Raw genomic sequence first — 24,897 nt, 5'->3', positions numbered from 1 at the left:
TCGCCCATTCCCTCAACCAGCAACTCGTTATAACATAACAAATGGAGTGTCATCCGGATGAAACATCTCGTACTTACTCTGGCGCTGCTGCCCTGCTTGGCCTTTGCCCACAACATCAAGGAAGCGAGCCAGGTGCCGCTGGTCAATATCAGTGACAAGGGCGAGCTGGTGCTCAATGGCAAGGAGATTGGCTATCAGCCGTGGCAGAGCAAGGCGCTCAGCGGCAAAGTATTCATGATCCAGCACATCGCTGGCCGCTCCAGCGCCAAGGAGCTCAACGCCCCCATGATAGAGGCGATCAAGGCTGCCAAGCTGCCCCATGACAAGTACCAGACCGTCACCATCATCAACAGCAATGACGCCATCTGGGGCACTTCGGGCTTTGTGAAGAGCAGTGCCGAAGACAGCAAGAAAGAGTTCCCCTGGTCCGCCATCGTGCTGGATGCCAAGGGCATGGCACGCAATGCCTGGGATCTGGCGCCGGAAAGTTCGGCCATCATCCTGGTAAATAAAGATGGCAAGGTGTTGTTTGCCAAAGATGGCCAGCTCGATGCCAACAACATCGCAACCGTGATGGGGCTCATCCAGTCCCATCTGTGATATCAGAGAGAAGGGCGCTGATGGCGCCCTTCCCATAAGGGTCTATGGGTCGTTTCAAGCGAATAATCTGGGTCTTGCTGCTGGGCTGGTTGTGGTTGCAACCCGCCCTCGCCCAGCACCCCCTTGACGCCTCCCTGCCCGGACACGATCACCACTGCCTGATCTGCGCCCTCCATCTGGATGGCAATCAGGCTATCCCTCCTTCGATTCAACTCCTCCCCCCCACCGCCACCTGGTGGCAGCCCGTCGGCATCATACCGGCGGTGCCTCCTCGCCAGGTCGCTCACGCCTATGCCATCCGTGCCCCGCCCCGCACTGCTTTCCTGTTCCCATCCATCTGAATTATTTGTTTTTTAAAAGGATTCACAATGAAAGCAGTTACCCTGTTGCTGGCCGCGGCGGCCTTTGGTGCACACGCACATCATGACGAACACGACGGTAATGGCCACGGTGCCCACGAGCACGGTCACGGCCACCTCAATCTGGTGCTTGATGGCAACCAGCTGATGCTGGAATTTCAGGCCCCGGCCGCCGATCTGGTGGGCTTCGAGCACGCGGCAAAGAACGATGAAGAGAAGGCACAATACGCCAAGGCGGTGGATCGCCTCAAACAACCGGACACCCTGTTTCGCTTCGCACCGGCTGCGGGCTGCAAGCTGACCCAGCAGGAAATCAACGCGGCCAATAAAGAGCACGACCATGACCATGACCATGACCATCAAAAGTCTGACGACGGCCACGATGATCACCAGCACGATGAGGCTGGCCACGCCGATATAGGCGCCATGTATACCTATACCTGCGCGCTGCCGGACAAGCTCGTCGGGCTGGAGGCCACCCTGTTCAGCGTCTATCCAAGCCTGGAGAAGCTGAGCGTGCAGGGCATTTTGCCCACTGGCCAGACCGCAGCCGAGCTGACCCCCTCCGCTAACCAACTGAGCTGGTAACGTCATGAAAAACGCCGTGGTTGAGATCCGCGATCTGGCCTTTGCCTGGCCGGGTCATGAGGCTGTACTCGATCTGCCCGCCCTCACCATCACAGAGGGCGAGCGGGTGTTTATCAAGGGCCCCTCGGGCTGTGGCAAGTCGACCCTGCTCGGGTTGCTTGCCGGGATCCAGACCGCCAACCACGGCACCCTGGAGGTGCTGGGCCAACCGCTGGCCCGGCTCTCCGGCCGTGCCCGTGACCGGTTCCGGGCGGCCAATCTGGGTTACATCTTCCAGCAGTTCAACCTGCTGCCGTTTTTATCAGTTCTCGACAACGTCACCGCCGCCCTCACTTTCTCCCCCGAGAAGCGGGCGCGCCTGCGTGGCAGTGCCGACGCTGAGGCCCGGCGCCTGTTGACGGAACTGCAGCTGCCCGAAGAGGCGTTGCACAGGCCCGTCCATGCCCTCAGCATCGGCCAGCAGCAGCGGGTGGCCGCCGCCCGTGCGCTGATCGGCTCACCACCGCTGGTAATCGCCGATGAGCCCACCTCGGCCCTCGACACCGACAACCGGGCCGCCTTTATCAAGCTTCTGTTCGAGGAGTGCGACAAACAGGGCTCGACCCTCATCTTCGTCAGTCATGACCCCTATCTGGAGCCCCTCTTCCCCCGGGTGGAGAACCTGCAACAACTCAACAGGAGGGCCACATGCTGAAACTCGCCCTGCAAAGTCTCTGGGCCCGCCGCCTTACCGCCGGCCTCACCCTGCTGGCGGTAGCCATCAGCGTCACCCTGCTGCTCGGGGTGGAGCGAGTGCGCGACCAGGCGCGCGAGAGCTTCGCCAATACAGTATCGGGAACCGATCTCATCGTCGGCGCCCGCTCCGGCCAGGTGAATCTGCTGCTCTATTCTGTGTTTCGCATCGGCAATCCCACCAACAACGTGGGTTGGGATGCCTATCAGGCCATCAAGACCAGACCCGGCATCGCCTGGACCATCCCCCTCTCCCTCGGGGACTCCCACAAGGGCTTTCGGGTGCTCGGCACCAATGGCGACTACTTCACCCACCTCAAATACGGCCGACAACAGTCGCTGCAGATGAAGGAGGGGCGCCCGTTCGATACGCCGTTCGAAGCGGTGCTCGGCGCCCAGGTCGCCGAGAAACTGGGCTACCGGCTTGGACAATCCATCGTCATCGCCCACGGCGCCGGCAACACCTCGTTCAGCCAACACGACAACCTGCCGTTCAAGGTGGTGGGCATTCTGGCACCGACCGGCACGCCCATCGACCGCACCATCCACGTGCCGCTGGCCGGCATCGAGGCAATCCATCTGGGCTGGGACACTGGCCGTCACAGCAAAAATGTGACCGCCGAGCAGGCGCTGGCCCAGGATCTGACCCCCAAGACCATCACTGCCTTCATGGTGGGCCTCAGCAACCGGATACTGGCGTTCCAGCTGCAGCGCAGCGTCAACACCTACCGGGGCGAGCCGCTGATGGCGATCCTGCCGGGCGCCGCCCTACAGGAGCTGTGGAGCCTGATGAGCGTGGCTGAAACGGCGCTCTCGGTGATCGCCGGTTTCGTGGTGGTGGCGGGCCTTATCGGCATGCTGACCACCTTGCTGGCCGGACTCAACGAGCGGCGCCGCGAGCTCGCCATTCTAAGATCCCTCGGCGCCGGACCGGCCCACCTGTTCCTGCTGCTGGCGCTGGAGGCGATGGCCCTCACCACGGCGGGTATCGCCCTCGGGGTCGCCACCCTCTATGCCGGACAGGCCCTTGCCACCCCCTGGCTGCTCGGTCACTATGGCCTGCAATTGAGCCTGGGGCTGCCGAGCGCCTACGAATGGCAACTGCTGGGGCTGGTGTGGCTGGCCGGCATGGTGATAGGCCTGTTGCCCGCCGCCCGCGCCTACCGTTACAGCCTGAGTGATGGCATGAGCATCCGCGTCTAGCAATGACGCCGTGAACAACAAGAGAAGGACACACGATGAAGTGGAAAATCGCGGCGCTGCTGGCCAGCCTGCTGGTGCTGCCGGCCCTGGCCGCCGACTACAAGACCATCGACTGGGATGTGCTGATCCCGGAAGGGGAGAAACTGCTGCCACCGCCCCAGGTCAATCACGAAGATCCCATGTCGGTACCACAACCGGTCGGGGGGGTGAACAAGAAACTGGACAGCCAAGAGGTGCGCATTCCGGGCTTCGTGGTGCCGCTGGAAGGGGATGCCAAAACCATCACCGCCTTCCTGCTGGTGCCCTACTTCGGCGCCTGCATCCATGTGCCGCCGCCCCCTACCAACCAGGTGATCTATGTGAGCTACCCCAAGGGGGCACCGGTGGATGATCTGTGGGACGCCATCTGGGTGAAGGGCAAGATGCACACCGTCAGCTCCAGCCACGAGATGGCCACCGCCTCCTACTCGATGGATGCGGTCGAGGTGAGCGTTTACGAAGAGTAAGAGTCAGATCTCAAAAAAAGCGGCCTCTGTGGAGGCCGCTTTGTTATCTTGCTCCCCGGCTTGGAGTAACATTCCCCCCTGAACCTGTGCTAATGGAGTCAGCATGGCCGATCTGCCCCCACCCAAGAAAGAGAGTTCCATCCTGAGCAGCCAGGAGCAGACCCTGCGCCTGGCCCGCAGCCGTGGCATCGACGGTATGCTCACCCGCAACACCGACAGCACCTTCGAGCAGCGTGCCACCTTTCGCCAGCTGGCGGATCAGGCCGCCCGCCAGCGTAATCTGGAAGCCATCATGGTGATGGCCTCCCGCCACTGCGCAGAGACCGCCGCCGGCGGCGAGATGGACAGCGACTGGCTGACCCGCTTCCTGCAACTGGCGGAAGACATCAGCATGGTGCCCATGCAGCAGCTGTGGGGACGCATCTTCGCCATCGAGGTCGCCACGCCGGGCCGCTTCTCCATCCGCGCCCTGACCACCCTGAAAGAGATGACCCAGCGCGAGGCTCAGCTGTTCCAGCGACTCTGCTCCCTCTCCTGCCACTATCTGGGCAGCGACGAGCAGCGCCTGCTGCTGGGGCTGCACAAGGGGGGCAGCCTGCTCAGCCGCGCCAAGGTGACCCGCCTCGGCCTTGGCAAATACCGGCTACCCTACAACGCCCTGCTGCAGCTGTTCGAACTCGGCCTGCTGCACCGCGGCGAACTGGAATCCGGCCCCCTGCCCGCCGACGGGGTGGAGCTGGAGTTTGGCAACCAGCGCTGGCACCTGCACCACAAACAGGCCAACCTCACCCTGCTCTACTACCGCCTGACTCCGGTCGGCAACGAGCTGGCCCAATTGCTGCAAGAGCCGCCGCTGGAAGAGTATCTGCAGGACCTCAAAACTGTGCTGGCGCAGGGGATGCAGATCGAAGTTCAGCCACTCGTCAATGACTCCCCCTCTGCCGAACCCGATACTCACCCCTGATCCTCTGGCGGGGCGGCACACGCCCTGCCACTTGCGGCTCCCGACCGGGCCGACATGGCTCGCAAGCGCAATAGACCCCGGGCTACATTTTCCGGCCCCCTTGCGGATGATAAATACGAGAGTCTCGTATGGAATTAGCCCGTTAATAAGATACAAATCAATTGCATTTTTTGGTGGCACCTGCATGGCAATGAGTCTTGATGTAGATCAAAATTCAACCACTACTGCTCGGGAGCCAAGCCATGCGAGTCAATCAACCGATTACCCAACGCGAACGCCTCTACCCAGATCACCAGAACCTCATCTCCACCACGGATCTGGAAAGCCGCATCACCTACGCCAATGAGGAGTTCTGCGATATTGCGGGCTTCACGCCGGATGAGCTGATTGGACAGCATCACAATATGGTTCGCCACCCCGATATGCCCAAACAGGCTTTCGCCGATCTTTGGCGCCACATCAAAGAGGGTAAATGCTGGATGGGGCCGGTAAAAAACCGCTGCAAGAATGGCGATCACTACTGGGTCAGCGCCTTCGTCACCCCCATCAAGGATGCCAGTGGTCGGGTAGTCGAATATCAGTCGGTACGTACCGCGCCAAGCGAAGAGCTCAAGCAGCGAGCCGAACGTATCTATGCCGATCTGCGCAATGACAAGCTGCCGCTGGCACTCAAGCTGCCGACCTTCTCCCACACCCTGACCATCAACCTCTGCCTGCTGGTGAGCCTGATTGCCATGCTGAGTCTGGAATACAACCGTGAGATGAGCTGGCATCTGGCACTGGCAGCTCTCCCGCTGGCACTGGCCGCCATCGTTATCAATTGTCTCTCCCGTCGCCTGGGCAAGCTCAACAAGATGGCCCGCAGCCGCTTCGACAATCCTCTGATGCAACTGCTCTACACCAACAAGGTGGACAACGTCGCCGCCATCGAACTTTCCATGATAATGAATCAGGCCGAGTTCAATGCCGTACTGGCGCGTACCGAACAGACCTGCAGCATCATTCTGCAGGCTGCCGAGGGCGATCTGCGCAACGCCGAGTCCATCACCAACAACCTGCAGCAACAGCAGGGTGAGACCAATCTGGTGGCCACCGCCGTCAACGAGATGTCGGAGTCAATCCGCGAGGTCTCTCACAGCTCCAGCGAATCCTCCAGTCTGCTGGACGAGACTGCCGATCTGTTCAAGGACGGCAATCGCAGCGTGACCGAAACGGTGACTGCCGTGGCCGGTATGAACAGTGAACTGATGACCTCCAAGAGCGTGATCAATGCCCTGGTCGGCCACTGCCGGGATATCGACGGCATCCTCGACGTGATCAACAACATCGCCAACCAGACCAACCTGCTGGCTCTCAATGCCGCCATCGAGGCCGCCCGGGCCGGCGAGGCAGGCCGCGGGTTCTCGGTCGTCGCCGACGAGATCCGCGCACTGGCCATCAAGACCCAATCCTCCACCAGCGAAATCCAGAAGATGATCACCGAGCTGCAAACCAGTGCCGCCAATGCCGAGCATGCGATGGAGAAAGGTTGCCAATTGTCGGAGAGCTGTCAGCAGAAAGCCTCGGCCACCGGTACCATACTGCAGCAGATCAACAGCATGCTGCAGCAGGTCTCCTCCGGCAGCGGCCAGATTGCCCAGGCGGTGCAGGAGCAATTTCACGTCACGGAAGAGATCAACCGCAATGTGCTCAGCATCAAGACCCTGGCCGATGACTCCAGCGTCGGCAGCCAGCACGCCGTACACGGCATTACCCGGCTGGTGAGCCAGTTAAACGATCTCGACCGGCTGGTTCGCCAGTTCCAGAAGGCCCCTCCGGCCACCCAGCGTCGCCACGAAATGCCGCTTGCAGACGCCGTGCCGGTACGCCAAGCCAGATAGCCTCCACCCGCTGGCAATCACCGCAGAAGAACCATATGGGCCTGCCGGCCCATATGGTTTTTTAATGCCAGCAAGCAACCGGCAAACTGATTGGCAACAGCCCCGGTTTCACCTCCCGACTTTACCTCCCTCTCTGGTGTGCGCTCGTTGTTGAGATGCCCCAGCCTCACCCACTATTGATTAATTTATTGATCTTGCTCAGAAAGCGAGAGTTTCCCACTTTCCCCCATAGCCCCGTTCGGTAACATATCCGCTTGGCAACCTCTCGCAGGAGTCCGCCATGAATCAGGCCAGTGCCATATCGCAGGTAACAAGCAGCAGACTGGAGGCTGGAATTCAGGGGCGGTAGCCATGCCTGAATGAATGTTAGGAAGATCACAACCAAAGGGGTAAAAGTTTGAAAAGCAAACCAATAATAAAGCTTTCTCATATTCAAGATGCTATCAAACTATTTGATTCCATAAACCACGACACGAACTTACCTGATACATACTACGAGAGCTCTCGTTATATAAGTTCAACTGAATATGATGAAATGAACATGTATGAACTTGCTTTTGAACCTTATTTATCTATAGCTAAGCAATGTGACATGAATTTTTTTGCTCTGTATCGGAGTAAACAACGAATATATCTTGTCCATTTTAACGATGCTGGTCATTCCCCACCCCGATGGGAAGCCCACCCCATCAAGATTTCGCAATTTAAGGATGTTGAACTGATGATATTTTTAATGCGAGATCATGCTTATCAATTAGTGCTTAGAAATAAATTAAGTCTAGACTATGAAGTTTAAACCATTGAATATCCCCATATAGACAGACCGATAAAATTGATAGCACATTCATAGCATGAGATTGCCAAACTTGCCTTAACATCAATCATTGAAAAATCAAAAACTCTTATAGTCAGAATGAAAATAAAATTAATTTTTTTGTTTTTCTCTTTTTGACGAGTGCGGTAGACACTCAGAAGATCATGACTCGCACAGCCAGCAGGGATGATGGCTCGCCTATCTCCTATTACTTGCTCCAACATGCCCATGACGCAGATACACTGCTGTTGATTTTGCAAGGCTCTGATTGCAACAGCGTGCTTAACATAGATTCGATACTTTTCGACTATAAAGATGTTTGGCCAGATGCTGATATTCTTCTAGTCGACAAATACGGCATTGATAAAGGGTTAACATATAGCACCGATCCGGCACGCAAGGGCTGTCCTGCTCAGTACCTTGAAAAGGATAGCCCTGCGCAGCGGGTTGCGGATATCAAAACTGTTCTCGATACCGTTAGAAAAGATGTGCAATACAAGAAAATTATCCTCTTGGGTGGCAGTGAAGGGGCCGTTATCGCCAACCTGGTGAGCGCAGATATTGACTATATCGATGCTACCATCGCCTTTAATGGCGGTGGCCGCTGGTTTATCGATGACGTCTCATACAGCATCGCTGCAGAGCATAAAAATATCGAAACGGCGAGAAAAGAGATCGACGCTTTCAAAGGGTTTGCCGGACATGTTCTTAACAGTAAACCATTTGAACTTGATGTGAGCGGACACGGCTATCATTGGTGGCAGCAGATGCTCTCCATCGATCAGCTTGATACCCTTAAAAAAGTAAAGTCTCCTTTGCTGATCATGCAGGGGGGAATGGATACTTCGGTATCACCGCAAAAAAAAGATGAAATGATGCAGCGCCTTAAAGACCTAGGAAAAAACAATATTGAATATCGGCGTTACGAAGCACTGGATCATGGATTCAAAGACAGTGACGGACAAAGTCAGCGCAAAGAGGTCGTCAGCGATATGAATTTATGGTTACAGTCCAAGCTAGGCGACCCGAAGAAGTTCAATCCCCACTGATTTAGACCTGCTGACAATGCATTGATGTAAAGCTTTTTATAACGACTATCAGGATGGAGTGCAGTCATAAAGTAAACCCCCTCCTTCCAATCATGGTTATGCGAACAACTAATAGAGATATAGGAATGGTAATGGAACAGGAAAATTTAGTTGAGATAGCGATTGAGTATTTCAAGAAAGTAGATGCAGGTGATCCCAGTTATCTTGACCTTTTCTCGGAGAATGTTGATTTTTTCTTCCCCAAGTTTGGTCAGGCTAAAGGAAAGGATGCACTGGTTGAGTTTGGCAATAGAATTGGTAGCTCGCTCACCAGCATCTGGCACGACATAGATGGCTTTAAGATAACGACTGCTGGCAACACCGTGATTGTCGAGGGGCAAGAAGGGGGAGTAATGAGTGATGGTACCTCTTGGCCTGACAATAATATTTCCATGGGCCGTTTTTGTAGTGTATTTGAATTTACAGGCTCGCTGATAAGCCGCATGTATGTGTATGTTGACCCTGACTTTCCGAGTAGAGATGTGGCAAGGATTGCTGTGTTGTCAGGGACAAATTAATAGCTGTTATATGCTCGGAGTAGAAATGAACAACATTCTAGATTTGGCAATGGAAGAGCTGAAAGGAAAATATGCACCTCATACAATCATTCTTTATGGCTCTTATGCCCGCAATGATGCAACCGAAACCAGTGATATCGATATAGCCTGTTTCTGTGATCACACGAGCGAACAAAGGGATGCGAGGTTATTTCATGGCATCTATCTTGATGTATGGGTTTACCCAACCGATTATCTAAGTTCAATTCCAAAAGAAGCCCTTCGCTTCGGTGACGGAAAAGTCATTTATGATACACAAGGTTTAGGGAACAGCTACCTGGCTCGCGTTAAGCAGAAGCTAGCAGATGGCAAACCGGCAACGTCGGAGATGGATAAGGCACACCTTCAACAGTGGGTGATGAAAATTCTGGAGCGTGCGCATGATGAAGACATAGATAGTCATTATCGTCGTACCTGGCTTCAACATGACCTTCTGGAGATATATTTTGACATGCGTGACTTATGGTATCTAGGTTCAAAGAAAAGCTTCCATTATTTACAGCAGCATGACCAGCCGACTTTCAATCTATTCGAGAAAATGTATAAAGAGCCGTTAAATATTGATCTGTTAGCAGCCTTGGCAAAGCAGGTTGCACGTATATAACAATGTCCGAGATGAATGCACTGCGCATAAGGTTTTCACTATAAGTTTGCCGCCGGCAGCAGCCAGATAGCCCAGGCCGTGCAGGAGCAGTCCCACGTTACCGCCGATATCGATCGCAACGTGCTCAGCATCAAGACCTTGGCCGATGACTCCAGCGTCGGCAGCCAGCACGCCGTGCACGGCATCACTCAGCTGGTAAACCAGTTGAGCGATCTCGACCGGCTGGTGCGCCAGTTCCAGAAAACCGCCCCGGCGAGCCAAAGCCGCTACGAAGTGGCCACCCCCGCGCCGTTCCGGTTCGCCAAGCCAGATAACCACAACACAAACAATCACCGCAGCAAAACCCTATGGGCCTTTGGGCCCATGTGGTTTTTTAATGCCCGCCAACAAGAGGGCGGCACTCTCGCTTCACTGTCCGATTTTCCCCTGCACTGATGACTGCCGCTGTTGCGCGGCCATCTCACCGCCCGTTACTGATTAATTTGTTGATCTTGCTCAGGAAACGGCCCGCTTGTGTTTTTCACCCAAGCCCCGTTCGGTAACATAGCCGCTTGGCAACCTCTCGCAGGAGTCAGCTATGAGCCAAGCCAGTGCCAAAACGCAGGTAACAAGCAGCAGACTGGAGGCTGGAATTCAGGGGCGGTAGCGTGGCTTTTATCGGTTGGTGCAGAGCGCAGCGACGCCCAACAGACGAGATATTTTTCATACAGTAGTAACAGTGGCATAAATAGAGGAGGTCAAGAGAATACGCCCAGCACGAGAAAGAAGCGGATAACATCATGATTTAATGATTATTTTTACTTGGCGACAGTGAAAATGTTACGGAGTTATATGGAATGCTCTGCTAACGGATTAGTGCCGCCTTCCATCTAATCACTGTTAGCTACGCTGTGGTTTTTTGTACTAATTTTGAATTTATATAATGGAGAATAAATTGAAAAGTATTCGTATATTCCTTGCTAGTCCGGGAGATGTTGGAGATGAAAGAGATATTGTAAAGGATGTCATCGAAGATCTTCAGCTTATGATAGGTAAATCAGAAAATTTACATCTCGAGCTGATTAAATGGGAAACTCATGCGTACCCAGATATTGGTGAGTATTCTCAAGGTGTTATTAATGACCAGATTGGTGAGTTTAGTATACTGATTGGAGTTATGTGGCAAAGGTTTGGGACTAAAACAAAATATGCATCCTCTGGAACTGAGGAAGAGTTTAACAATGCTTTTTCACTTTATTTAAAGCATGGGCAACCTAAAATAATGTTTTATTTTAAAGACTCTCAAACGATTAGAGGGAAAAGTGAGCTAAAACAACTAGAGAAAGTGTTCGACTTTAAAGAGAAATTAGGAGAGCACGGAACACTATATTGGGAATACCAAACGGCAAAGGAATTTGAACGAAAGCTCAGAGTTCACTTATACCATCATCTAATGAAACTTGCCAAAGAAAAACGTGACCCCATCGAGGCTGTAACCGATATTAACACTCCAGATGTATTAGAGAAAAACCGGAAATCGAAAATATTCTTGAGTTATAAGAGTCATGACCAGCAGATTGTGGAACATGTATATAAAGAATTTATCGATGCAGGGCTTTCACCTTGGATGTCATCATATGACATAGAAGTAGGTGAAAAGTGGAAAGACGCGATAGAAAAATCAATAAAAGAGTCAGATATATTTATTACATTTATATCGAAGAACATAAATAATGTTAGCGAAACAGGCTTCGGGCGAAATGATGAATTAAGCATAGTTGAAAATATTAATGAAATGTTTTCTCATGAATCTAATATAGCTCACAATCTCAGCCGAGAGATAAAAATTGTTCCAGTACTCCTAGACGATTCAGATATACCACTAGAGCTTAACTCAATTCAGTATTTTGATTTAAGAGATAGAAGTAATTTACCTAATTTAATTGATAAAATTAAGCTAATCATTAATAAACGTATTAATTGATGCTTTAGGTTATAGCTAAAATTTCAAGAAAGTAGCTAACAAACGCTTCAAGAGGGACAGCCAACGCGTGGCATTTTTATTATACGTTGGGTTTTGTGATTACGGTGTCATGCGGTAGGTTGGTAGTAGCGTTGGCTGTCCCTTAAGCGGGCGTTAGGCGATCAGGGCTAGGAGAAATATGAATAACAGTAAAGAAAGTAAGATTCTTGGTTTGCTTCTAAGCAAATATTCCGCATGGGGTGTTGTTGCTCTTCTAATTTTGGCTGTCATCCCTTCATATGTCGGCGTTCCAAAACCGTGGAATGATATTCTTCTGAGTTTAGGGACTTCAATATTTATACTTTTGACGATTTCATACTATGTGAATGAAACTATAAAATTCCATACAAATAATGAGTTGAAAGATTTGGTGCATAGTAAATTCCCAATTCTTGTAGACATGGAAAAGGATGGGTTGGTAAAGGCTGTCTATTCCAATCAATTGAAGTCTGTAGGCATTGATATCGAGCGCGATGACATTATTTCGATCGTCATGAATGATGGGAAGAATTTCATTTCAAATAACTCAGGGGAACTGAGTGCAAGATTTAAATTAGCGGGTAAAATCACAAATATAATTTTTCTAAATCCTGACTCTAATTCACAGGCTGCGTTGTGTGAAAGAAATGGAAAAGAGCAAGATCACTATAAAATAAAAATCCGAGACAGCATAAAAACGTTGAATGACTATAAGCGGTATGGGAATGAAAATCACATATTGAACATATATTTTTATGATCATTATTTTGCATTGAACGTTGTCATTACTCCGAGATATGCAGTTATCGGAACGTATCGTAATTCAACCGGAAAATTTGAAGCTCCACCTAGCTATATTTATTCATCAAATGGCCATGAATATATCAATATAAAATGCGATGTCGACAGGTTGATTGAAAATAGCAAAATTGTATCGCCTAACAAATCAAGCCAGCAGGAGGCCAGCCAAGCTTCCGCCTCTGCTTGAAGCGTTATACCTTAGGAGGATTTTATGAAATTGGCAGTTGGAATTTCATCATTTTTGGCCATTTTTACAGGAGTTGCTAATGCAAGTGAGCCTGTGAAAATTAACCTTTATGCTGAGAGTAATGGTTTCTGTGTATTACGTGCAAGTAAAGATATTTTCCAAGATTCTACTCAAGGGCAGGATGAATTATATGAAGTCAAAGTGGGCAGGGTCGGAGTATTACAACGATACGATAATCGAGAAGAGTCATCTCTAACTTGCCAGTACTTCATTGAGCCAGAAGCGTTAAAAAGACAACTATCACTTTGTGCTTTGGGAAGTACATCTGTTAATAGTTGTGCCGTTTCTGAAAATCAAAAAATTTATTGGTTTGATGGTAGAGATTACAGTGAGAATGCTAAATTTCGTTCGATAACATGTAGCTTTTCGTGCCAAGTCGATTAACGGTATAACAAACGTCTCAAGAGGGACTGTCAACGCGTGGCGTTTCCAGTTCCATTGAGCCGCTGTAGTTACAGTTGTTGTGTTTGAGTTTGGTTGTTATGCGTTGCCTGCCCCTTAACCAAACGTTATGTGATATTGGAGTTTCGTAAATGAAAGAAGCTGCCAACTCATCAGCGCCTATGGTAGCCAACTCCAGCTCCCTTTATTAAATGGCGCCACTCAACCACTACAAATAATTCCCCAGCCTTAGCGCAGTCAGCAACTCATCTACTAGGGCCTCCACCGGCTTGCCGGCGTTCAGCAGATGGATCTCCGGCTGCTCCGGCGCCTCGTAGGCGGAGTCGATACCGGTAAAATTCGTGATCTCCCCTGCTCGCGCCTTTTTGTAGAGTCCCTTGGGGTCGCGCTCTTCGCAGACGGCAAGCGGCGCATCGACAAAGACTTCGACAAACTCCCCTTCACCCACAAGATTACGCACCAGCTCCCGCTCGGCACGAAACGGCGAGATAAAGGCGGTGAGTACGATAAGTCCCGCATCCACCATCAGTTTCGCCACCTCGCCGACCCGGCGGATATTCTCCTGGCGGGCGGCATCGTCGAAGCCGAGATCCCCGCACAGACCGTGACGCACATTGTCCCCATCCAGCAGATAGGTGTGCTTACCCGAGGCGGCCAGCGCCTGCTCCAAGGCTCCCGCCAGGGTGGATTTACCCGCCCCCGACAGGCCGGTGAACCAGATCACCAGCGGCTTCTGTCCTTTCTGCTCGGCCCGGCTCTGTTTGTCGACGGCATGGGCATGCCACACGATATTGCTCATTCACACTCCTTGCTTGGCGCTCGCGCCTCAATGCTGAAACGGTCTGGCTCCTTGAGCTCAGCCTCTGGCCACTCGCCACTGACGGGGGCCATGTTCGTCGTGTATTCCTATTCCCTGCAAGGCACCAGGCCCCCAATTGCGCCGCCTTAAAACGGAAACAGCAGGGGCACCATGATGATCACCCCGATGCTGTAGGCCAGGGAGACCGGCAGGGCCAGCTTGAGGTAGTCCGGCATCTTGTAGTTGCCCGCGGCATAGACCATCAGGTTGGTCTGGTATCCGTAGGGCAGGATAAAGCTGGAGCTCGCCCCGAACAGCACCGCCAGAATGAACGGCATGGTGGAGACGTCCATGCTGAGCGCCAGCTGGTAACCCATGGGGAAGGCCAGCGCGGCGGCGGCGTTGTTGCTCATCAGCTCGGTCAACACCAGGGTAAACAGGTAGATGCCGATAAAGGCGATGATGGGGCTGGCACCGTTGAACTCCCCCATCAGCCAGTCGGCGATAAGTTTTGCCAGCCCGCTCTGCTCCAGCTGATCTGCGATGGCCAGCGCCCCGCCCACCACCAGCCAGATATCCAGCGGAAAGCGGCGGCGGATCTCGTCCAGGGTCAGGATGCGTGAAAACAGCAGCACCACCAGCATCATCAGCAACCCCTTGAACAGCGGCACCAAATCGAACACCGACAGGGTCAGCACCCCAAGGAACCCCGCCACCACGGCGGCGCTACGCTTGCCATCGAGCCTGGTCGAGGCCTCCAGCCCGCTCACCACCAGAAACTCCCGGGAGAGGGACTTGTTGCCGGCAAACTTGGGGCCGGGCGCCAGCAGCAAGGTGTCCCCTGCGTGCAGTTCAATCTGGCCGAGGCCGCCGGTGAGCTGGGTCTCGCCCCGGCGCACCGCCAGCACCACCGCATCGAAGTGGGTGCGAAACTCCGCATCCTTGATGGTCTGCCCCACCAGGCGCGAGCTATGGCTGACGATCACCTCCACCAGGTGCTGGCCGTTGAGGCGGTGCTGGCCGTAGAGATCCAGCCCCTTGAGCTCCTGCAGCACGCCGACGCTCTCCACATCACCGCAAAACAGCAGCATGTCCCCCTCGTGCAGCTCGTGTTCCGGCTGCACCGGGCAGATCACCTGATTGCCCCGGATGATCTCGGCAAGATAGAGGCTTTTCAGGCTGCGCAGGCCGTTCTCCTTGACGCTGCGCCCAGCCATGGGGGAGCCAGGACCCACCTTGGCTTCGAGAAAATAGCCGGACTCGCGGCTCATCTCTGTGTCCTGCTCCGGCAGATGGCGGGCAAACAGCAACACGGCGATGAGACCGGTCAGCAGGGTCCCCGCCCCCACCATAAAGAAGTCGAACATGCCGAGTGGAGGAACCCCCATCTTGACCAGAAAGCTGTTGACGATCAGGTTGGTGGAGGTGCCGATCAGGGTCAGTACGCCCCCGAAGGTGGCGGCGAAGCACATGGGCAGCAACAGCCGTGAAGGGGCATGGTTGGGGTTGCGTTTGACCGCCCCCAGCATGGAGGCCACCACGGCGGTGTTGTTGACGAACGCCGACAGGAAGGCGGTGGAGAACCACACCTTCACCAGCACCTTGTTGAAGGAGCCGGTGCCTACCAGGTTGGCGAACCAGCTCATGATCCGGGTCTTCTCCACCGCCAGCGATACCAGCAGCAGCAGTACCAGGGTCAACAGGGCGCTGTTGGTGTAGCCCGCCACCACGGCGTTGATGTCCGCCAGGCCGCTCAGATAGGTGATGAGCACGGCGCCCGAGAAGAGCAGCGCCGGCCTGAATTTGCCCTGGATCAGCAGGACGACGAGGGCAGCCAGCAGACCCAGCACCAGAGATTGTTGCCAGGTCATGGCCTTACTCCTTGTTGCCGTCGTTGCCGATGGCCAGCGCCTGCCAGTGGGGGAAGTGCTTGCGCACCAGGGCGTTGAGTTCGATCTCGAACTCGCTGTAGCGCCCAGCTACCGCTTTTGCGGCCAGCCCTTCCACTATCATGCCGGCGCCAACGGTGACGTTGGTCAGCCGGTCGATCAGGATAAAGCTGCCGGTATCGCGGATCTCCTGGTACGGGTCGAACGCCACCGGGTCGGTCAGGCTCAGTTCGCACAGGCCGATCTCGTTGAGCTTGAGTTCGCTCGCATCCAGCTCATCGAGCTTGTTGATCTCGATACGGTGGCGAATGGCCTCCACCTGGCCACGGCTCTTCTTGGTGGCCAGCTTGACGTCATAGACCCGGCCCGGTTGCAGGGACTCTTCCCCCATCCAGACGATGTGAGCCAGCACGTTCTGGGTCACCTGGGGCTTCTTCGCCGCATCTACCAGCAGGTCGCCCCGGCTGATGTCGATCTCGTCCGCGAAGGTGACCGTGATGGCCTGACCCGGCAGGGCGTACTCCAGATCCCCGTCGAAGGTGACGATGCGGGTGACCGTGCTCTCTTTGCCGGACGGCAGCACCGCAAGCCGGTCGCCGACCCGCAGAATGCCGGAGGCCAGGGTCCCCGCGAAGCCGCGAAAATCGAGGTTGGGGCGATTCACGTACTGCACCGGCAGGCGCACCGGGTGGCGCTCCAGCTCGCGCTCCACTTCGGCGTTTTCCAGCAAGGAAAGCAGGGTCTCACCCTCGTACCAGGCCAGCTTGTCGCTTTGGTTGACCACGTTGTCACCGTCCAGCGCCGAGACTGGCACGATATGGATGGTGTCGACGCTGAGCTTCTTGGCGAATTCGCGATATTCGGCACTGATGCGCTCGAATACCTCCTGGCTGAACTCCACCAGATCCATCTTGTTGACCGCTACCACGAACTGCTTGATGCCGAGCAGGCTCGCGATAAAGCTGTGGCGACGGGTCTGATCCAGCACCCCCTTGCGGGCGTCGATCAGGATGATGGCCAGATCGCAGGTGGAGGCGCCGGTGGCCATGTTGCGGGTGTACTGCTCGTGGCCCGGGGTATCCGAGATGATAAATTTGCGTTTCGCGGTCGAGAAGTAGCGGTAGGCCACGTCGATGGTGATGCCCTGCTCGCGCTCCGCCTGCAGGCCGTCCACCAGCAGGGCCAGGTCCAGCTTCTCGCCGGTGGTACCGAGCTTCTGGCTGTCGGACTCCAGCGCTTTCAACTGATCTTCATAGATCTGCTGGGAGTCGTGCAGCAGGCGGCCGATAAGGGTGCTCTTGCCGTCGTCCACGCTGCCGCAGGTGAGAAAACGCAGCAGGCTCTTGTGCTGCTGGGCGTGCAGGTAGGCTTCAATGCCCTGTTCGCTGATGGCGGTCTGAATGTGGTTGTTCATGTTGCGATTCCTTAGAACATTTTTTTAGAAATAGCCCTGACGCTTCTTCTGCTCCATGGAGCCGGCCTGATCGTGGTCGATGAGCCGCCCTTGCCGCTCGCTCGAGGTGGTGATCAGCATCTCCTCGATGATCTCCGGCAGGGTGGTGGCATTGGATTCGATGGCCCCGGTCAGCGGGTAGCAGCCGAGAGTACGGAAGCGCACCAGCTCCTGCTTCACCTCGTCATCGGCGGTCAGCGGCATGCGCTCGTCGTCCACCATGATCTTGATGCCATTGCGTTCCACCACAGGGCGGTGAGCCGCGAAATAGAGCGGCACTATGTCAATGTTCTCCAGATAGATGTATTGCCAGATATCGAGCTCGGTCCAGTTGGAGAGGGGGAACACCCGGATACTCTCCCCCTTGTTGACCTGGCTGTTGTAGACGCGCCACAGCTCGGGGCGCTGGTTTTTCGGATCCCAGCGGTGAGACTTGTCGCGGAAGGAGTAGACCCGCTCCTTGGCACGGGATTTCTCCTCGTCGCGGCGGGCCCCGCCGAAGGCGGCGTCGAAGCCGTATTTGTTGAGCGCCTGCTTGAGCCCCTCGGTCTTCATGATGTCGGTGTGCTTGCCGCTGCCGTGCACAAAGGGGTTGATGCCCATGGCGAGCCCTTCCGGGTTCTTGTGGACGATAAGATCCAGCCCGTACTTCTTGGCGGTCTCGTCACGAAACTTGATCATCTCCTTGAACTTCCAGTCGGTATCGACGTGCAGCAAGGGAAACGGGATCTTGCCCGGATAGAAGGCCTTGCGGGCCAGGTGCAGCATGACGGAGGAGTCCTTGCCGATGGAGTACATCATCACCGGGTTTTCAAATTCGGCAGCCACCTCGCGGATGATGTGGATGCTCTCGGCTTCCAGTTGCTGCAAGTGGGTCAATCTTTCACGGTCCATGTCTGGGTCCTCGGGTCATTGCTAACACGCCAGGTCAGGGCGCGGTGTTGGTTCAATTCGCGGCCGCAGTGGCGGCAGCGTCAATTCGCTTCTCTATGCCGGCGCTCAGGCCAGCTTTACCAGCTTGAGATCGCAGCCATCGAGATCGCTGCGCCCCGTGTTCTGTTCATATCCCTCGCCAAACCAGGCCAGCCGTTCGCGCAAGGCCACCACCTCGCCGATGACGATAAGGGAGGGGCTCACCGCCTGGGCGGCCAGCTCGGCCAGATCCGCCAGGGTGCCGGTCAGCACTCGCTGCCGCGCCGTGGTGCCGCGCTCTATGATGGCGATGGGGGTGGCTGGGCTGCGGCCATGGTTCACCAGTTGCTGCTGGATATACTCGGAGCGCATCAACCCCATGTAGATGACCAGGGTCTGGCTGGTGGCGGCGAGCTGCTGCCAGTCGGGCTCCTTGCCCTCTTTCTGGCAGTGGCCCGTGATAAAAACGGCGCTCTGGGCATGGTCGCGGTGGGTGAGCGGAATGCCGGCATAGGCGGTGGCACCGGCGGCGGCCGTGATGCCGGGCACCACGGAGAAGGGGATGCCTTCGTCCGCCAGCACTTCCAGCTCTTCGCCGCCACGGCCGAACATAAAGGGATCCCCCCCCTTGAGCCGCACCACCCGGTTGCCCGCCCTGGCGTATTCCACCAGCAGGCGATTGGTCTCCTCCTGCGGCACGCTGTGGGCGCCGGCCTTCTTGCCGACCGACACCAGGGTCGCATCGCGGCGTACCAGATCCAGGATCTCGGCGGAGACCAGCTGGTCATAAAGCACCACTTCGGCCTGCTGAATTTGTTGCAACGCCTTGAGGGTCAGCAGGCCCGGATCGCCGGGGCCCGCCCCCACCAGCACCACCTCGCCCACTTCGCTTTTCGCATGGTCGAGCCCCTGGTTCAGCCACTGCTCAGCCCCTTGCCAATCTTCTTTCTCAATCAGACCGGCCAGGGTGTTGGAGGCAAAGGCGCGCTCCCAGAAGCGGCGACGATCGGAAATGGAGGAGAGCACCCGCTTGGCCTTGTCGCGCACCCGGCCGGAGAGCTCGGCCAGGCCGCCGAGATGGCGCGGCAGCAGGCTCTCGAGCCGCTCACGCAGCAGGCGTACCAGTACCGGCGCCTTGCCGCCGCTGGAGACCGCCACCATGATGGGGCTGCGATCGATGATGGAGGGGAAGATAAAGCTGGAGCGCTTGGGGTCGTCCACCAAGTTGACGAACAGGCCCAGCTGGTTGGCGCTTTGATAGACCAGGGCGTTGACCTCGAGATCGTCGGTCGCCGCCACGGCCAGCAGTTGACCCGCCAGATGATCCGGGCGGAAACGCTCGGCCAGATGGGTGAAGCGATCGGCAAATTCATCGAATGCGGGGTCCAGTTCAGGAGAGACCAGGGTCAGCCGGGCACCGGCCGCCAGCAGCAGGCGCGCCTTGCGCATGGCGACCTCGCCCCCGCCCACCAGCAACACAGGGCGACCGTCCAATTTGGCAAACATCGGCAAATAATCCATTTTGCATCTCTCCATACCTGATGAGCGCACTCTATCGGGATGGCTAAGCGCGATAAAATAATAAAGGACGTTCATTTATATCTTTTTGGAATATGCTTTGCCGCAGGATGGCAAATCAGAGAGAGCGCGATGCCCTTGAATAGAGGGTGCAGAAAAGAAGGTTGCGGGTAGCGAAATGCCCGGCATGCAGCGGGTGACTGGTGCTTTCACCGTGCGGGGTATAGTCTATCGAGACACATTGAAACGGAGTCAAATGATGAATGAATCATTGATTGTGCTGGGAATTTTCATATTCCTGGTGATCGCCACCCTGAGCGCCGGGATCAAGATTGTGCCGCAGGGTTACAACTGGACCGTGGAGCGCTTCGGCCGCTATACCCGTACCCTCACCCCCGGTCTCAACCTGCTGATCCCTTACATAGATCGCATCGGCCACAAGATCATCATGATGGAGCAGGTACTGGACATCCCGGCACAGGAGGTGATCTCCCGCGACAACGCCAACGTCACCATCGACGCCATCAGCTTCGTGCAGGTGGTGGACGCCCGCAAGGCGGGCTATGAAGTGAACGATCTGACCAGCGCCATCCGCAACCTCACCATGACCAATATGCGTACCGTGCTGGGCGCCATGGAGCTGGACGAGATGCTCTCCCAACGCGACACCATCAACGAGAAGTTGCTGCGCACCATGGATGCCGCCACCGCCCCCTGGGGGATCAAGGTAACCCGCATCGAGATCAAGGATGTACGCCCGCCGCTGGCGCTGGTAGAAGCCATGAACGCCCAGATGAAGGCCGAGCGCCAGAAACGGGCCGAAGTACTGGAAGCCGAAGGGGTTCGCCAGTCCAAAATCCTCAAGGCCGAGGGGGAGAAACAATCCCAGATCCTCAAAGCCGAGGGTGAGCGTCAGGCCGCTTTCCTCGCCGCCGAGGCGCGGGAGCGGGCAGCAGAAGCAGAAGCCAAGGCAACCCATATGGTGTCAAAAGCCATCGCCGAAGGGGATCTGCAGGCCATCAACTACTTCGTGGCCCAGAAGTACACCGAGGCCCTGGCCCGCATCGGTGAAGGCCCCAACAGCAAGGTGGTGATGATGCCGCTGGAGGCGGGCAGCCTGATAGGCTCGGTGGCCGGCATGGCAGAGCTGTTCAACAAGGATGGCAAGGGCGGCAAACCATGACAGCCCTGTTCGAGGGACTGACCCACTGGCACTGGCTGGGGCTCGGCTTCGTGCTGCTGGCCATCGAAGTGCTGGGGTCGGTGGGCTTTCTGCTCTGGACCGGCATCGCCGCGCTGGAGGTAGGCCTGCTGCTGCTGGTGTGGCCCTTCGGCTGGCAGGCTCAGCTGCTGCTATTTGCGGTGCAATCCCTGCTCACCACCTGGGCCTGGTGGCGCTGGCAGCACCAGCGGGATCGCTCGGGTCAGGATGCCGCCGCCCCCATCAACGAGCGGATGCAGAGCTATCTGGGACGCGAGCTGACCCTGCTGGATGATGTCAATCAGGGCACGAGCCGGGTCCATCTGGACGACACCGTCTGGACGGTGCGCTGCAACCAGCCTCTCCCGGCGGGCAGCAGGGTTCGGGTGACGGGGCATGACTCCCATATCCTGCTGGTCGAGCCCCTCCCCTGATGGTCTTCGCCGACTGACGTCAAGCCCGCCATCGCGCGGGCTTTTTGTTGGTCAATATCCATGGCGGCCCTTCACCAGTAACGGACGACTCCCCCACCCGATGAAATAACAGAGGGATATGTCGAACGCCGCACAAGGACCGATTTGTTGATGGGTTTGTGCCCAGCTTCTGGTTATAATTTTTGCCTTTCCAAGCGTTGATGGAACAGTCGCAATGAGCAATGCACTGAGCAGTATCCCGCCGGTAGTCGAGATGGACTACCCGTTTCCGGCCAAACCGGTTCCCCTGAGCGCCGAGCAGAAGACGACCCTGATCGCAGACATCAAGGCACTGCTCAAGGAGCGTCAGGCCGTGCTGGTCGCCCACTACTACACGGATCCCGAGATTCAGGCGCTGGCCGAAGCCACCGGTGGTTTCGTCGGGGATTCCCTCGAGATGGCCCGCTTTGGCCGGGATCACGCCGCCCAGACCCTGATCGTGGCAGGCGTGCGCTTCATGGGGGAGACCTCCAAGATCCTGAGCCCCCACAAGCGAGTGCTGATGCCAACTCTGGAGGCCGAGTGCTCTCTCGATCTGGGCTGCCCCATCGAGCAATTCTCCGCCTTCTGCGATGCCCATCCCGACCATACCGTGGTGGTCTACGCCAACACCTCGGCGGCGGTCAAGGCGCGGGCTGACTGGGTGGTGACCTCCAGCATAGCGCTGGAGATCGTCGAACACCTCGACAGCCAGGGCAAGAAGATCATCTGGGGCCCGGATCGCCACCTGGGCGCCTACATCGAAAAGAAGACCGGCGCCGAGATGCTGCGCTGGCAGGGGCACTGCATCGTCCACGACGAGTTCAAGGCCCGCGCCCTGCGCGATCTGAAAGCGCAGAATCCGGATGCCGCCGTGCTGGTGCACCCCGAATCCCCCGCCTCTGTCATCGAACTGGCCGATGCGGTGGGCTCCACCAGCCAGCTGATCAAGGCAGCCAGAGAGCTGCCCCAGCAGAAGCTCATCGTGGCGACCGATCGCGGCATCTTTTACAAGATGCAGCAGGCCTGTCCGGAGAAAGAGATGGTGGAAGCGCCCACCGGTGGTGATGGCGCCACCTGCCGCAGCTGCGCCCACTGCCCCTGGATGGCGATGAACGGCCTGGTGGCCATCAAGTCCGCCCTCACCGATGGTGCCGAGCGCCACGAGATCCATGTGGACGAAGCCTTGCGACTCAAGGCCCTGATCCCCCTCGATCGCATGCTGGACTTTGCCGCTGAACTCAAGCTCAAGACTCAGGGCAATGCCTGATTGCTCCTGATGACGAAATACAAAGAGGGCTCCTGCGGGAGCCCTCTTCATTTATCTGTCACACCGTCAGATGATCACGGTGGAGAAGCTGTGCTCCTCGTCGGGGGGGACGGTGATGCCCGCCTCGCCTGCGATGGCCGCCTCGACGCACAGCATGGTGCGATAGCCATCGTCACTCATGTCGGCCATGGCGGTGGCCCCTTCCTGCCAGGGAGTCCAGACCACCACACTGTCATGGTTGCCACTCACCACACGGATTTCGCGCTCACCATCCTTGACGCTGACCAGCGCCTCGGGCTGCCAATAGACGCGATCCAGCGGGCCGCTCAGGGTCAAGGCCCCCTGCTGCTTGCCATCCTGACCGGTCAGCTTGTCGGCATAGGGTTCACCCAGCCCGTTGACGCTGACAGCTTCCGGCTGGCTGATCGTCAGATAGGTGTGTAAGGCTCCACTGTAGACGAGAGGCTCACTGCCGGTGTTGCGGGTGGTCAGCACCAGGGAAAGCTCCTTGCCTACCAGCACGTCCAGCTCCAGCTCGAAGGCGTGATCCCACTGGGTGCGGGTCGCCTCGCTGTCGCGCAGGGAGAGATGCACCAAGGTACCGTCGGCGTGATCGGAGACGCCGTCCAGGGTCCAGGGGATGGTGCGGGCAAAGCCGTGGGAGGGTTTGCCGCTACCGACGCGAGCCGGCGCCGGGCCGAACCAGGGCCAGCAGAGGGGAATGCCGCCACGGATCGGCTTGCTGCCATCCAGCACGGCCTTGTCACTCAACCAGATGGAGGCGGGTTCGCCATGGCGCTGATAACTCAGCACATGGGCGCCGAACAGGCTGATCTCGGCCCTGGCGCAGTCATTGCTGATGGTGAGAACGGGCAGACCGGCCGCATTGTTGGCGAGCTGGCAGTTGGCGGTCAGGGGACGAATGGATTGCATGTGGACTCCTGTCATCATGGGAACCGAAAAACAAAAAGGCGGCCAGTGGCCGCCTTTTTCAAGCTACGCGATTGCGCATCCCAAATTACTTGGAGATGTGAGCGATCAGGTCCAGAACCTTGCTGGAGTAGCCCATTTCGTTGTCGTACCAGGATACAACTTTAACGAATTTGTCGGTCAGCTGGATACCAGCCTTGGCGTCGAATACGGAGGTCTGACGCTCACCCAAGAAGTCGGTAGAAACCACTTCGTCTTCGGTGTAGCCCAGAACGCCCTTCATCGCGCCTTCGGAAGCAGCTTTCATCGCTTCGCAGATTTCTGCGTAGGTGGCAGCTTTCTTCAGGTTAACGGTCAGGTCAACAACGGATACGTCCGGAGTCGGAACACGGAAAGCCATACCGGTCAGCAGGCCTTTCAGTTCCGGGATAACTACGCCAACAGCCTTGGCAGCACCGGTAGAGGACGGGATGATGTTCTGAGCCGCGCCGCGGCCACCGCGCCAGTCTTTGGCAGACGGACCATCAACGGTCTTCTGGGTAGCAGTGGTAGCGTGAACAGTGGTCATCAGGCCAGACTCGATACCGAAGGTGTCGTTCAGTACTTTGGCGATCGGAGCCAGGCAGTTGGTGGTGCAGGAAGCGTTGGAAACGATGTCCTGGCCAGCGTAGGTAGCGTGGTTAACGCCCATAACGAACATCGGGGTAGCGTCTTTGGACGGACCAGTCAGAACAACTTTCTTGGCACCGGCAGCGATGTGCTTGCGAGCGGTCTCGTCGGTCAGGAACAGACCGGTAGCTTCGGCAACAACGTCAACACCGATTTCGTTCCAACGCAGGTTGGCCGGGTCACGCTCAGCGGTAACACGTACGGTTTTGCCGTTAACAACCAGGTTGCCGTCTTTAACTTCAACGGTACCGTTGAAACGACCGTGGGTGGAGTCGTACTTCAGCATGTAAGCCATGTAGTCAACGTCGATCAGGTCGTTGATACCAACAACTTCGATGTCGTTGCGCTCGCAAGCCAGACGGAATACGAAACGACCGATACGGCCAAAACCGTTAATACCTACTTTGATAGTCATATTTAGTTACCTAACTGTTCAGTAGTCAAAGAAAATTCCGCTTGTAAATTTACTAGAACTCTA

At 56.1% G+C, this 24,897-nt stretch carries 24 protein-coding genes and 1 pseudogene; 18 read left to right on the top strand and 7 right to left on the bottom strand.

Annotated elements, in window-relative coordinates; genetic code table 11:
• The first annotated feature begins 57 nt into the window (after positions 1-57).
• The 15 genes and pseudogenes from ACB028_RS10835 (at position 58) to ACB028_RS10765 (ending at position 13,308) form a co-directional block, all read left to right on the top strand.
• Positions 58-600 carry a YtfJ family protein gene (locus ACB028_RS10835; RefSeq protein WP_026458078.1) on the top strand — a complete coding sequence of 181 codons (543 nt, stop codon included), beginning with the start codon at positions 58-60 and terminating at the stop codon, positions 598-600.
• A 44-nt stretch (positions 601-644) separates the two neighbouring features.
• Positions 645-941, top strand: coding sequence for a hypothetical protein (locus ACB028_RS10830; RefSeq protein ID WP_224210356.1), 297 nt, complete (start codon positions 645-647; stop codon positions 939-941).
• Between the two features lie 27 nt (positions 942-968).
• Positions 969-1,547 (top strand): DUF2796 domain-containing protein, encoded by a 579-nt coding sequence (locus ACB028_RS10825; RefSeq protein ID WP_371144263.1) that lies wholly within the window; start codon positions 969-971, stop codon positions 1,545-1,547.
• Between the two features lie 4 nt (positions 1,548-1,551).
• On the top strand, positions 1,552-2,241 hold the full coding sequence (locus ACB028_RS10820; protein WP_371144262.1) for an ABC transporter ATP-binding protein: 690 nt from the start codon (positions 1,552-1,554) through the stop codon (positions 2,239-2,241).
• The gene (locus tag ACB028_RS10815; protein WP_371144261.1) at positions 2,235-3,482 is read left to right on the top strand and encodes an ABC transporter permease; all 1,248 of its coding nucleotides are present in this window, start codon (positions 2,235-2,237) and stop codon (positions 3,480-3,482) included. The genes ACB028_RS10820 and ACB028_RS10815 overlap by 7 nt, the downstream gene beginning before the upstream one ends.
• A gap of 35 nt (positions 3,483-3,517) precedes the next feature.
• On the top strand, positions 3,518-3,988 hold the full coding sequence (locus ACB028_RS10810) for a DUF3299 domain-containing protein (protein ID WP_371144260.1): 471 nt from the start codon (positions 3,518-3,520) through the stop codon (positions 3,986-3,988).
• A 103-nt stretch (positions 3,989-4,091) separates the two neighbouring features.
• Complete coding sequence (locus tag ACB028_RS10805; RefSeq protein ID WP_042071188.1) at positions 4,092-4,952, top strand: TIGR03899 family protein; 861 nt, start codon at positions 4,092-4,094, stop codon at positions 4,950-4,952.
• A gap of 242 nt (positions 4,953-5,194) precedes the next feature.
• Positions 5,195-6,832 carry a PAS domain-containing methyl-accepting chemotaxis protein gene (locus tag ACB028_RS10800; protein ID WP_201979412.1) on the top strand — a complete coding sequence of 546 codons (1,638 nt, stop codon included), beginning with the start codon at positions 5,195-5,197 and terminating at the stop codon, positions 6,830-6,832.
• Positions 6,833-7,810: 978 nt separating this feature from the next.
• Positions 7,811-8,695, top strand: a complete 885-nt coding sequence (locus tag ACB028_RS10795; protein WP_371144259.1) for an alpha/beta hydrolase family protein — start codon at positions 7,811-7,813, stop codon at positions 8,693-8,695.
• A gap of 131 nt (positions 8,696-8,826) precedes the next feature.
• Positions 8,827-9,252 carry a nuclear transport factor 2 family protein gene (locus tag ACB028_RS10790; protein WP_371144258.1) on the top strand — a complete coding sequence of 142 codons (426 nt, stop codon included), beginning with the start codon at positions 8,827-8,829 and terminating at the stop codon, positions 9,250-9,252.
• A gap of 25 nt (positions 9,253-9,277) precedes the next feature.
• Positions 9,278-9,895 carry a nucleotidyltransferase domain-containing protein gene (locus ACB028_RS10785; RefSeq protein WP_371144257.1) on the top strand — a complete coding sequence of 206 codons (618 nt, stop codon included), beginning with the start codon at positions 9,278-9,280 and terminating at the stop codon, positions 9,893-9,895.
• A gap of 48 nt (positions 9,896-9,943) precedes the next feature.
• Positions 9,944-10,209, top strand: a pseudogene (locus ACB028_RS10780) (chemotaxis protein); the annotation flags it as partial.
• A 620-nt stretch (positions 10,210-10,829) separates the two neighbouring features.
• On the top strand, positions 10,830-11,858 hold the full coding sequence (locus ACB028_RS10775; RefSeq protein WP_371144256.1) for a toll/interleukin-1 receptor domain-containing protein: 1,029 nt from the start codon (positions 10,830-10,832) through the stop codon (positions 11,856-11,858).
• 178 nt (positions 11,859-12,036) lie between these two features.
• Positions 12,037-12,864, top strand: coding sequence for a hypothetical protein (locus ACB028_RS10770; protein ID WP_371144255.1), 828 nt, complete (start codon positions 12,037-12,039; stop codon positions 12,862-12,864).
• Positions 12,865-12,888: 24 nt separating this feature from the next.
• Positions 12,889-13,308 carry a hypothetical protein gene (locus ACB028_RS10765; protein WP_371144254.1) on the top strand — a complete coding sequence of 140 codons (420 nt, stop codon included), beginning with the start codon at positions 12,889-12,891 and terminating at the stop codon, positions 13,306-13,308.
• 226 nt (positions 13,309-13,534) lie between these two features.
• On the opposite strand, the gene cysC is transcribed toward ACB028_RS10765, so the two are convergent.
• From cysC to cysG, 5 genes are all read right to left on the bottom strand, one after another.
• Complete coding sequence (cysC, locus tag ACB028_RS10760) at positions 13,535-14,125, bottom strand: adenylyl-sulfate kinase (RefSeq protein ID WP_371144253.1); 591 nt, start codon at positions 14,123-14,125, stop codon at positions 13,535-13,537.
• 146 nt (positions 14,126-14,271) lie between these two features.
• Positions 14,272-15,996, bottom strand: coding sequence for an SLC13 family permease (locus tag ACB028_RS10755; RefSeq protein ID WP_371144252.1), 1,725 nt, complete (start codon positions 15,994-15,996; stop codon positions 14,272-14,274).
• A gap of 4 nt (positions 15,997-16,000) precedes the next feature.
• Positions 16,001-17,428, bottom strand: coding sequence for a sulfate adenylyltransferase subunit CysN (cysN, locus tag ACB028_RS10750; RefSeq protein ID WP_061476168.1), 1,428 nt, complete (start codon positions 17,426-17,428; stop codon positions 16,001-16,003).
• 24 nt (positions 17,429-17,452) lie between these two features.
• Positions 17,453-18,361, bottom strand: a complete 909-nt coding sequence (gene cysD / locus ACB028_RS10745; RefSeq protein WP_201979425.1) for a sulfate adenylyltransferase subunit CysD — start codon at positions 18,359-18,361, stop codon at positions 17,453-17,455.
• 105 nt (positions 18,362-18,466) lie between these two features.
• Complete coding sequence (gene cysG, locus ACB028_RS10740) at positions 18,467-19,900, bottom strand: siroheme synthase CysG (protein WP_371144251.1); 1,434 nt, start codon at positions 19,898-19,900, stop codon at positions 18,467-18,469.
• Positions 19,901-20,156: 256 nt separating this feature from the next.
• Between cysG and ACB028_RS10735 the strand changes: the two genes are divergently transcribed.
• The 3 genes from ACB028_RS10735 (at position 20,157) to nadA (ending at position 22,820) form a co-directional block, all read left to right on the top strand.
• Positions 20,157-21,080 carry an SPFH domain-containing protein gene (locus tag ACB028_RS10735; protein ID WP_042071176.1) on the top strand — a complete coding sequence of 308 codons (924 nt, stop codon included), beginning with the start codon at positions 20,157-20,159 and terminating at the stop codon, positions 21,078-21,080.
• Positions 21,077-21,532 carry an NfeD family protein gene (locus ACB028_RS10730; protein ID WP_224210367.1) on the top strand — a complete coding sequence of 152 codons (456 nt, stop codon included), beginning with the start codon at positions 21,077-21,079 and terminating at the stop codon, positions 21,530-21,532. Before ACB028_RS10735 ends, ACB028_RS10730 begins: the two co-directional genes overlap by 4 nt.
• Positions 21,533-21,746: 214 nt before the next feature.
• Positions 21,747-22,820, top strand: coding sequence for a quinolinate synthase NadA (gene nadA / locus ACB028_RS10725; protein WP_026457040.1), 1,074 nt, complete (start codon positions 21,747-21,749; stop codon positions 22,818-22,820).
• A gap of 66 nt (positions 22,821-22,886) precedes the next feature.
• Here nadA and ACB028_RS10720 read toward each other — a convergent pair whose 3' ends face one another.
• Positions 22,887-23,753, bottom strand: a complete 867-nt coding sequence (locus tag ACB028_RS10720; RefSeq protein WP_371144250.1) for a D-hexose-6-phosphate mutarotase — start codon at positions 23,751-23,753, stop codon at positions 22,887-22,889.
• 85 nt (positions 23,754-23,838) lie between these two features.
• Complete coding sequence (gene gap, locus ACB028_RS10715; protein ID WP_026457038.1) at positions 23,839-24,834, bottom strand: type I glyceraldehyde-3-phosphate dehydrogenase; 996 nt, start codon at positions 24,832-24,834, stop codon at positions 23,839-23,841.
• Positions 24,835-24,897 lie beyond the last annotated feature (63 nt).

The sequence above is a fragment of the Aeromonas sp. S9(2024) genome (assembly GCF_041403185.1).
Lineage (GTDB): Bacteria > Pseudomonadota > Gammaproteobacteria > Enterobacterales > Aeromonadaceae > Aeromonas > Aeromonas enteropelogenes.
This window is presented reverse-complemented; position numbering and strand designations above follow the sequence as displayed.

What these genes read in the sequence shown, in the direction of transcription:
- ACB028_RS10730 (WP_224210367.1), top strand. Translation starts at nt 21,077, where the DNA reads ATGACAGCCCTGTTCGAGGGACTGACCCACTGGCACTGGCTGGGGCTC.
- cysC (WP_371144253.1), bottom strand. Translation starts at nt 14,125, where the DNA reads ATGAGCAATATCGTGTGGCATGCCCATGCCGTCGACAAACAGAGCCGG.
- ACB028_RS10770 (WP_371144255.1), top strand. Translation starts at nt 12,037, where the DNA reads ATGAATAACAGTAAAGAAAGTAAGATTCTTGGTTTGCTTCTAAGCAAA.
- ACB028_RS10825 (WP_371144263.1), top strand. Translation starts at nt 969, where the DNA reads ATGAAAGCAGTTACCCTGTTGCTGGCCGCGGCGGCCTTTGGTGCACAC.
- ACB028_RS10800 (WP_201979412.1), top strand. Translation starts at nt 5,195, where the DNA reads ATGCGAGTCAATCAACCGATTACCCAACGCGAACGCCTCTACCCAGAT.
- ACB028_RS10815 (WP_371144261.1), top strand. Translation starts at nt 2,235, where the DNA reads ATGCTGAAACTCGCCCTGCAAAGTCTCTGGGCCCGCCGCCTTACCGCC.
- cysN (WP_061476168.1), bottom strand. Translation starts at nt 17,428, where the DNA reads ATGAACAACCACATTCAGACCGCCATCAGCGAACAGGGCATTGAAGCC.
- ACB028_RS10790 (WP_371144258.1), top strand. Translation starts at nt 8,827, where the DNA reads ATGGAACAGGAAAATTTAGTTGAGATAGCGATTGAGTATTTCAAGAAA.
- ACB028_RS10820 (WP_371144262.1), top strand. Translation starts at nt 1,552, where the DNA reads ATGAAAAACGCCGTGGTTGAGATCCGCGATCTGGCCTTTGCCTGGCCG.
- ACB028_RS10765 (WP_371144254.1), top strand. Translation starts at nt 12,889, where the DNA reads ATGAAATTGGCAGTTGGAATTTCATCATTTTTGGCCATTTTTACAGGA.
- ACB028_RS10735 (WP_042071176.1), top strand. Translation starts at nt 20,157, where the DNA reads ATGAATGAATCATTGATTGTGCTGGGAATTTTCATATTCCTGGTGATC.
- ACB028_RS10830 (WP_224210356.1), top strand. Translation starts at nt 645, where the DNA reads ATGGGTCGTTTCAAGCGAATAATCTGGGTCTTGCTGCTGGGCTGGTTG.
- ACB028_RS10810 (WP_371144260.1), top strand. Translation starts at nt 3,518, where the DNA reads ATGAAGTGGAAAATCGCGGCGCTGCTGGCCAGCCTGCTGGTGCTGCCG.
- cysD (WP_201979425.1), bottom strand. Translation starts at nt 18,361, where the DNA reads ATGGACCGTGAAAGATTGACCCACTTGCAGCAACTGGAAGCCGAGAGC.
- ACB028_RS10795 (WP_371144259.1), top strand. Translation starts at nt 7,811, where the DNA reads ATGACTCGCACAGCCAGCAGGGATGATGGCTCGCCTATCTCCTATTAC.
- ACB028_RS10805 (WP_042071188.1), top strand. Translation starts at nt 4,092, where the DNA reads ATGGCCGATCTGCCCCCACCCAAGAAAGAGAGTTCCATCCTGAGCAGC.
- nadA (WP_026457040.1), top strand. Translation starts at nt 21,747, where the DNA reads ATGAGCAATGCACTGAGCAGTATCCCGCCGGTAGTCGAGATGGACTAC.
- cysG (WP_371144251.1), bottom strand. Translation starts at nt 19,900, where the DNA reads ATGGATTATTTGCCGATGTTTGCCAAATTGGACGGTCGCCCTGTGTTG.
- gap (WP_026457038.1), bottom strand. Translation starts at nt 24,834, where the DNA reads ATGACTATCAAAGTAGGTATTAACGGTTTTGGCCGTATCGGTCGTTTC.
- ACB028_RS10785 (WP_371144257.1), top strand. Translation starts at nt 9,278, where the DNA reads ATGAACAACATTCTAGATTTGGCAATGGAAGAGCTGAAAGGAAAATAT.
- ACB028_RS10755 (WP_371144252.1), bottom strand. Translation starts at nt 15,996, where the DNA reads ATGACCTGGCAACAATCTCTGGTGCTGGGTCTGCTGGCTGCCCTCGTC.
- ACB028_RS10835 (WP_026458078.1), top strand. Translation starts at nt 58, where the DNA reads ATGAAACATCTCGTACTTACTCTGGCGCTGCTGCCCTGCTTGGCCTTT.
- ACB028_RS10720 (WP_371144250.1), bottom strand. Translation starts at nt 23,753, where the DNA reads ATGCAATCCATTCGTCCCCTGACCGCCAACTGCCAGCTCGCCAACAAT.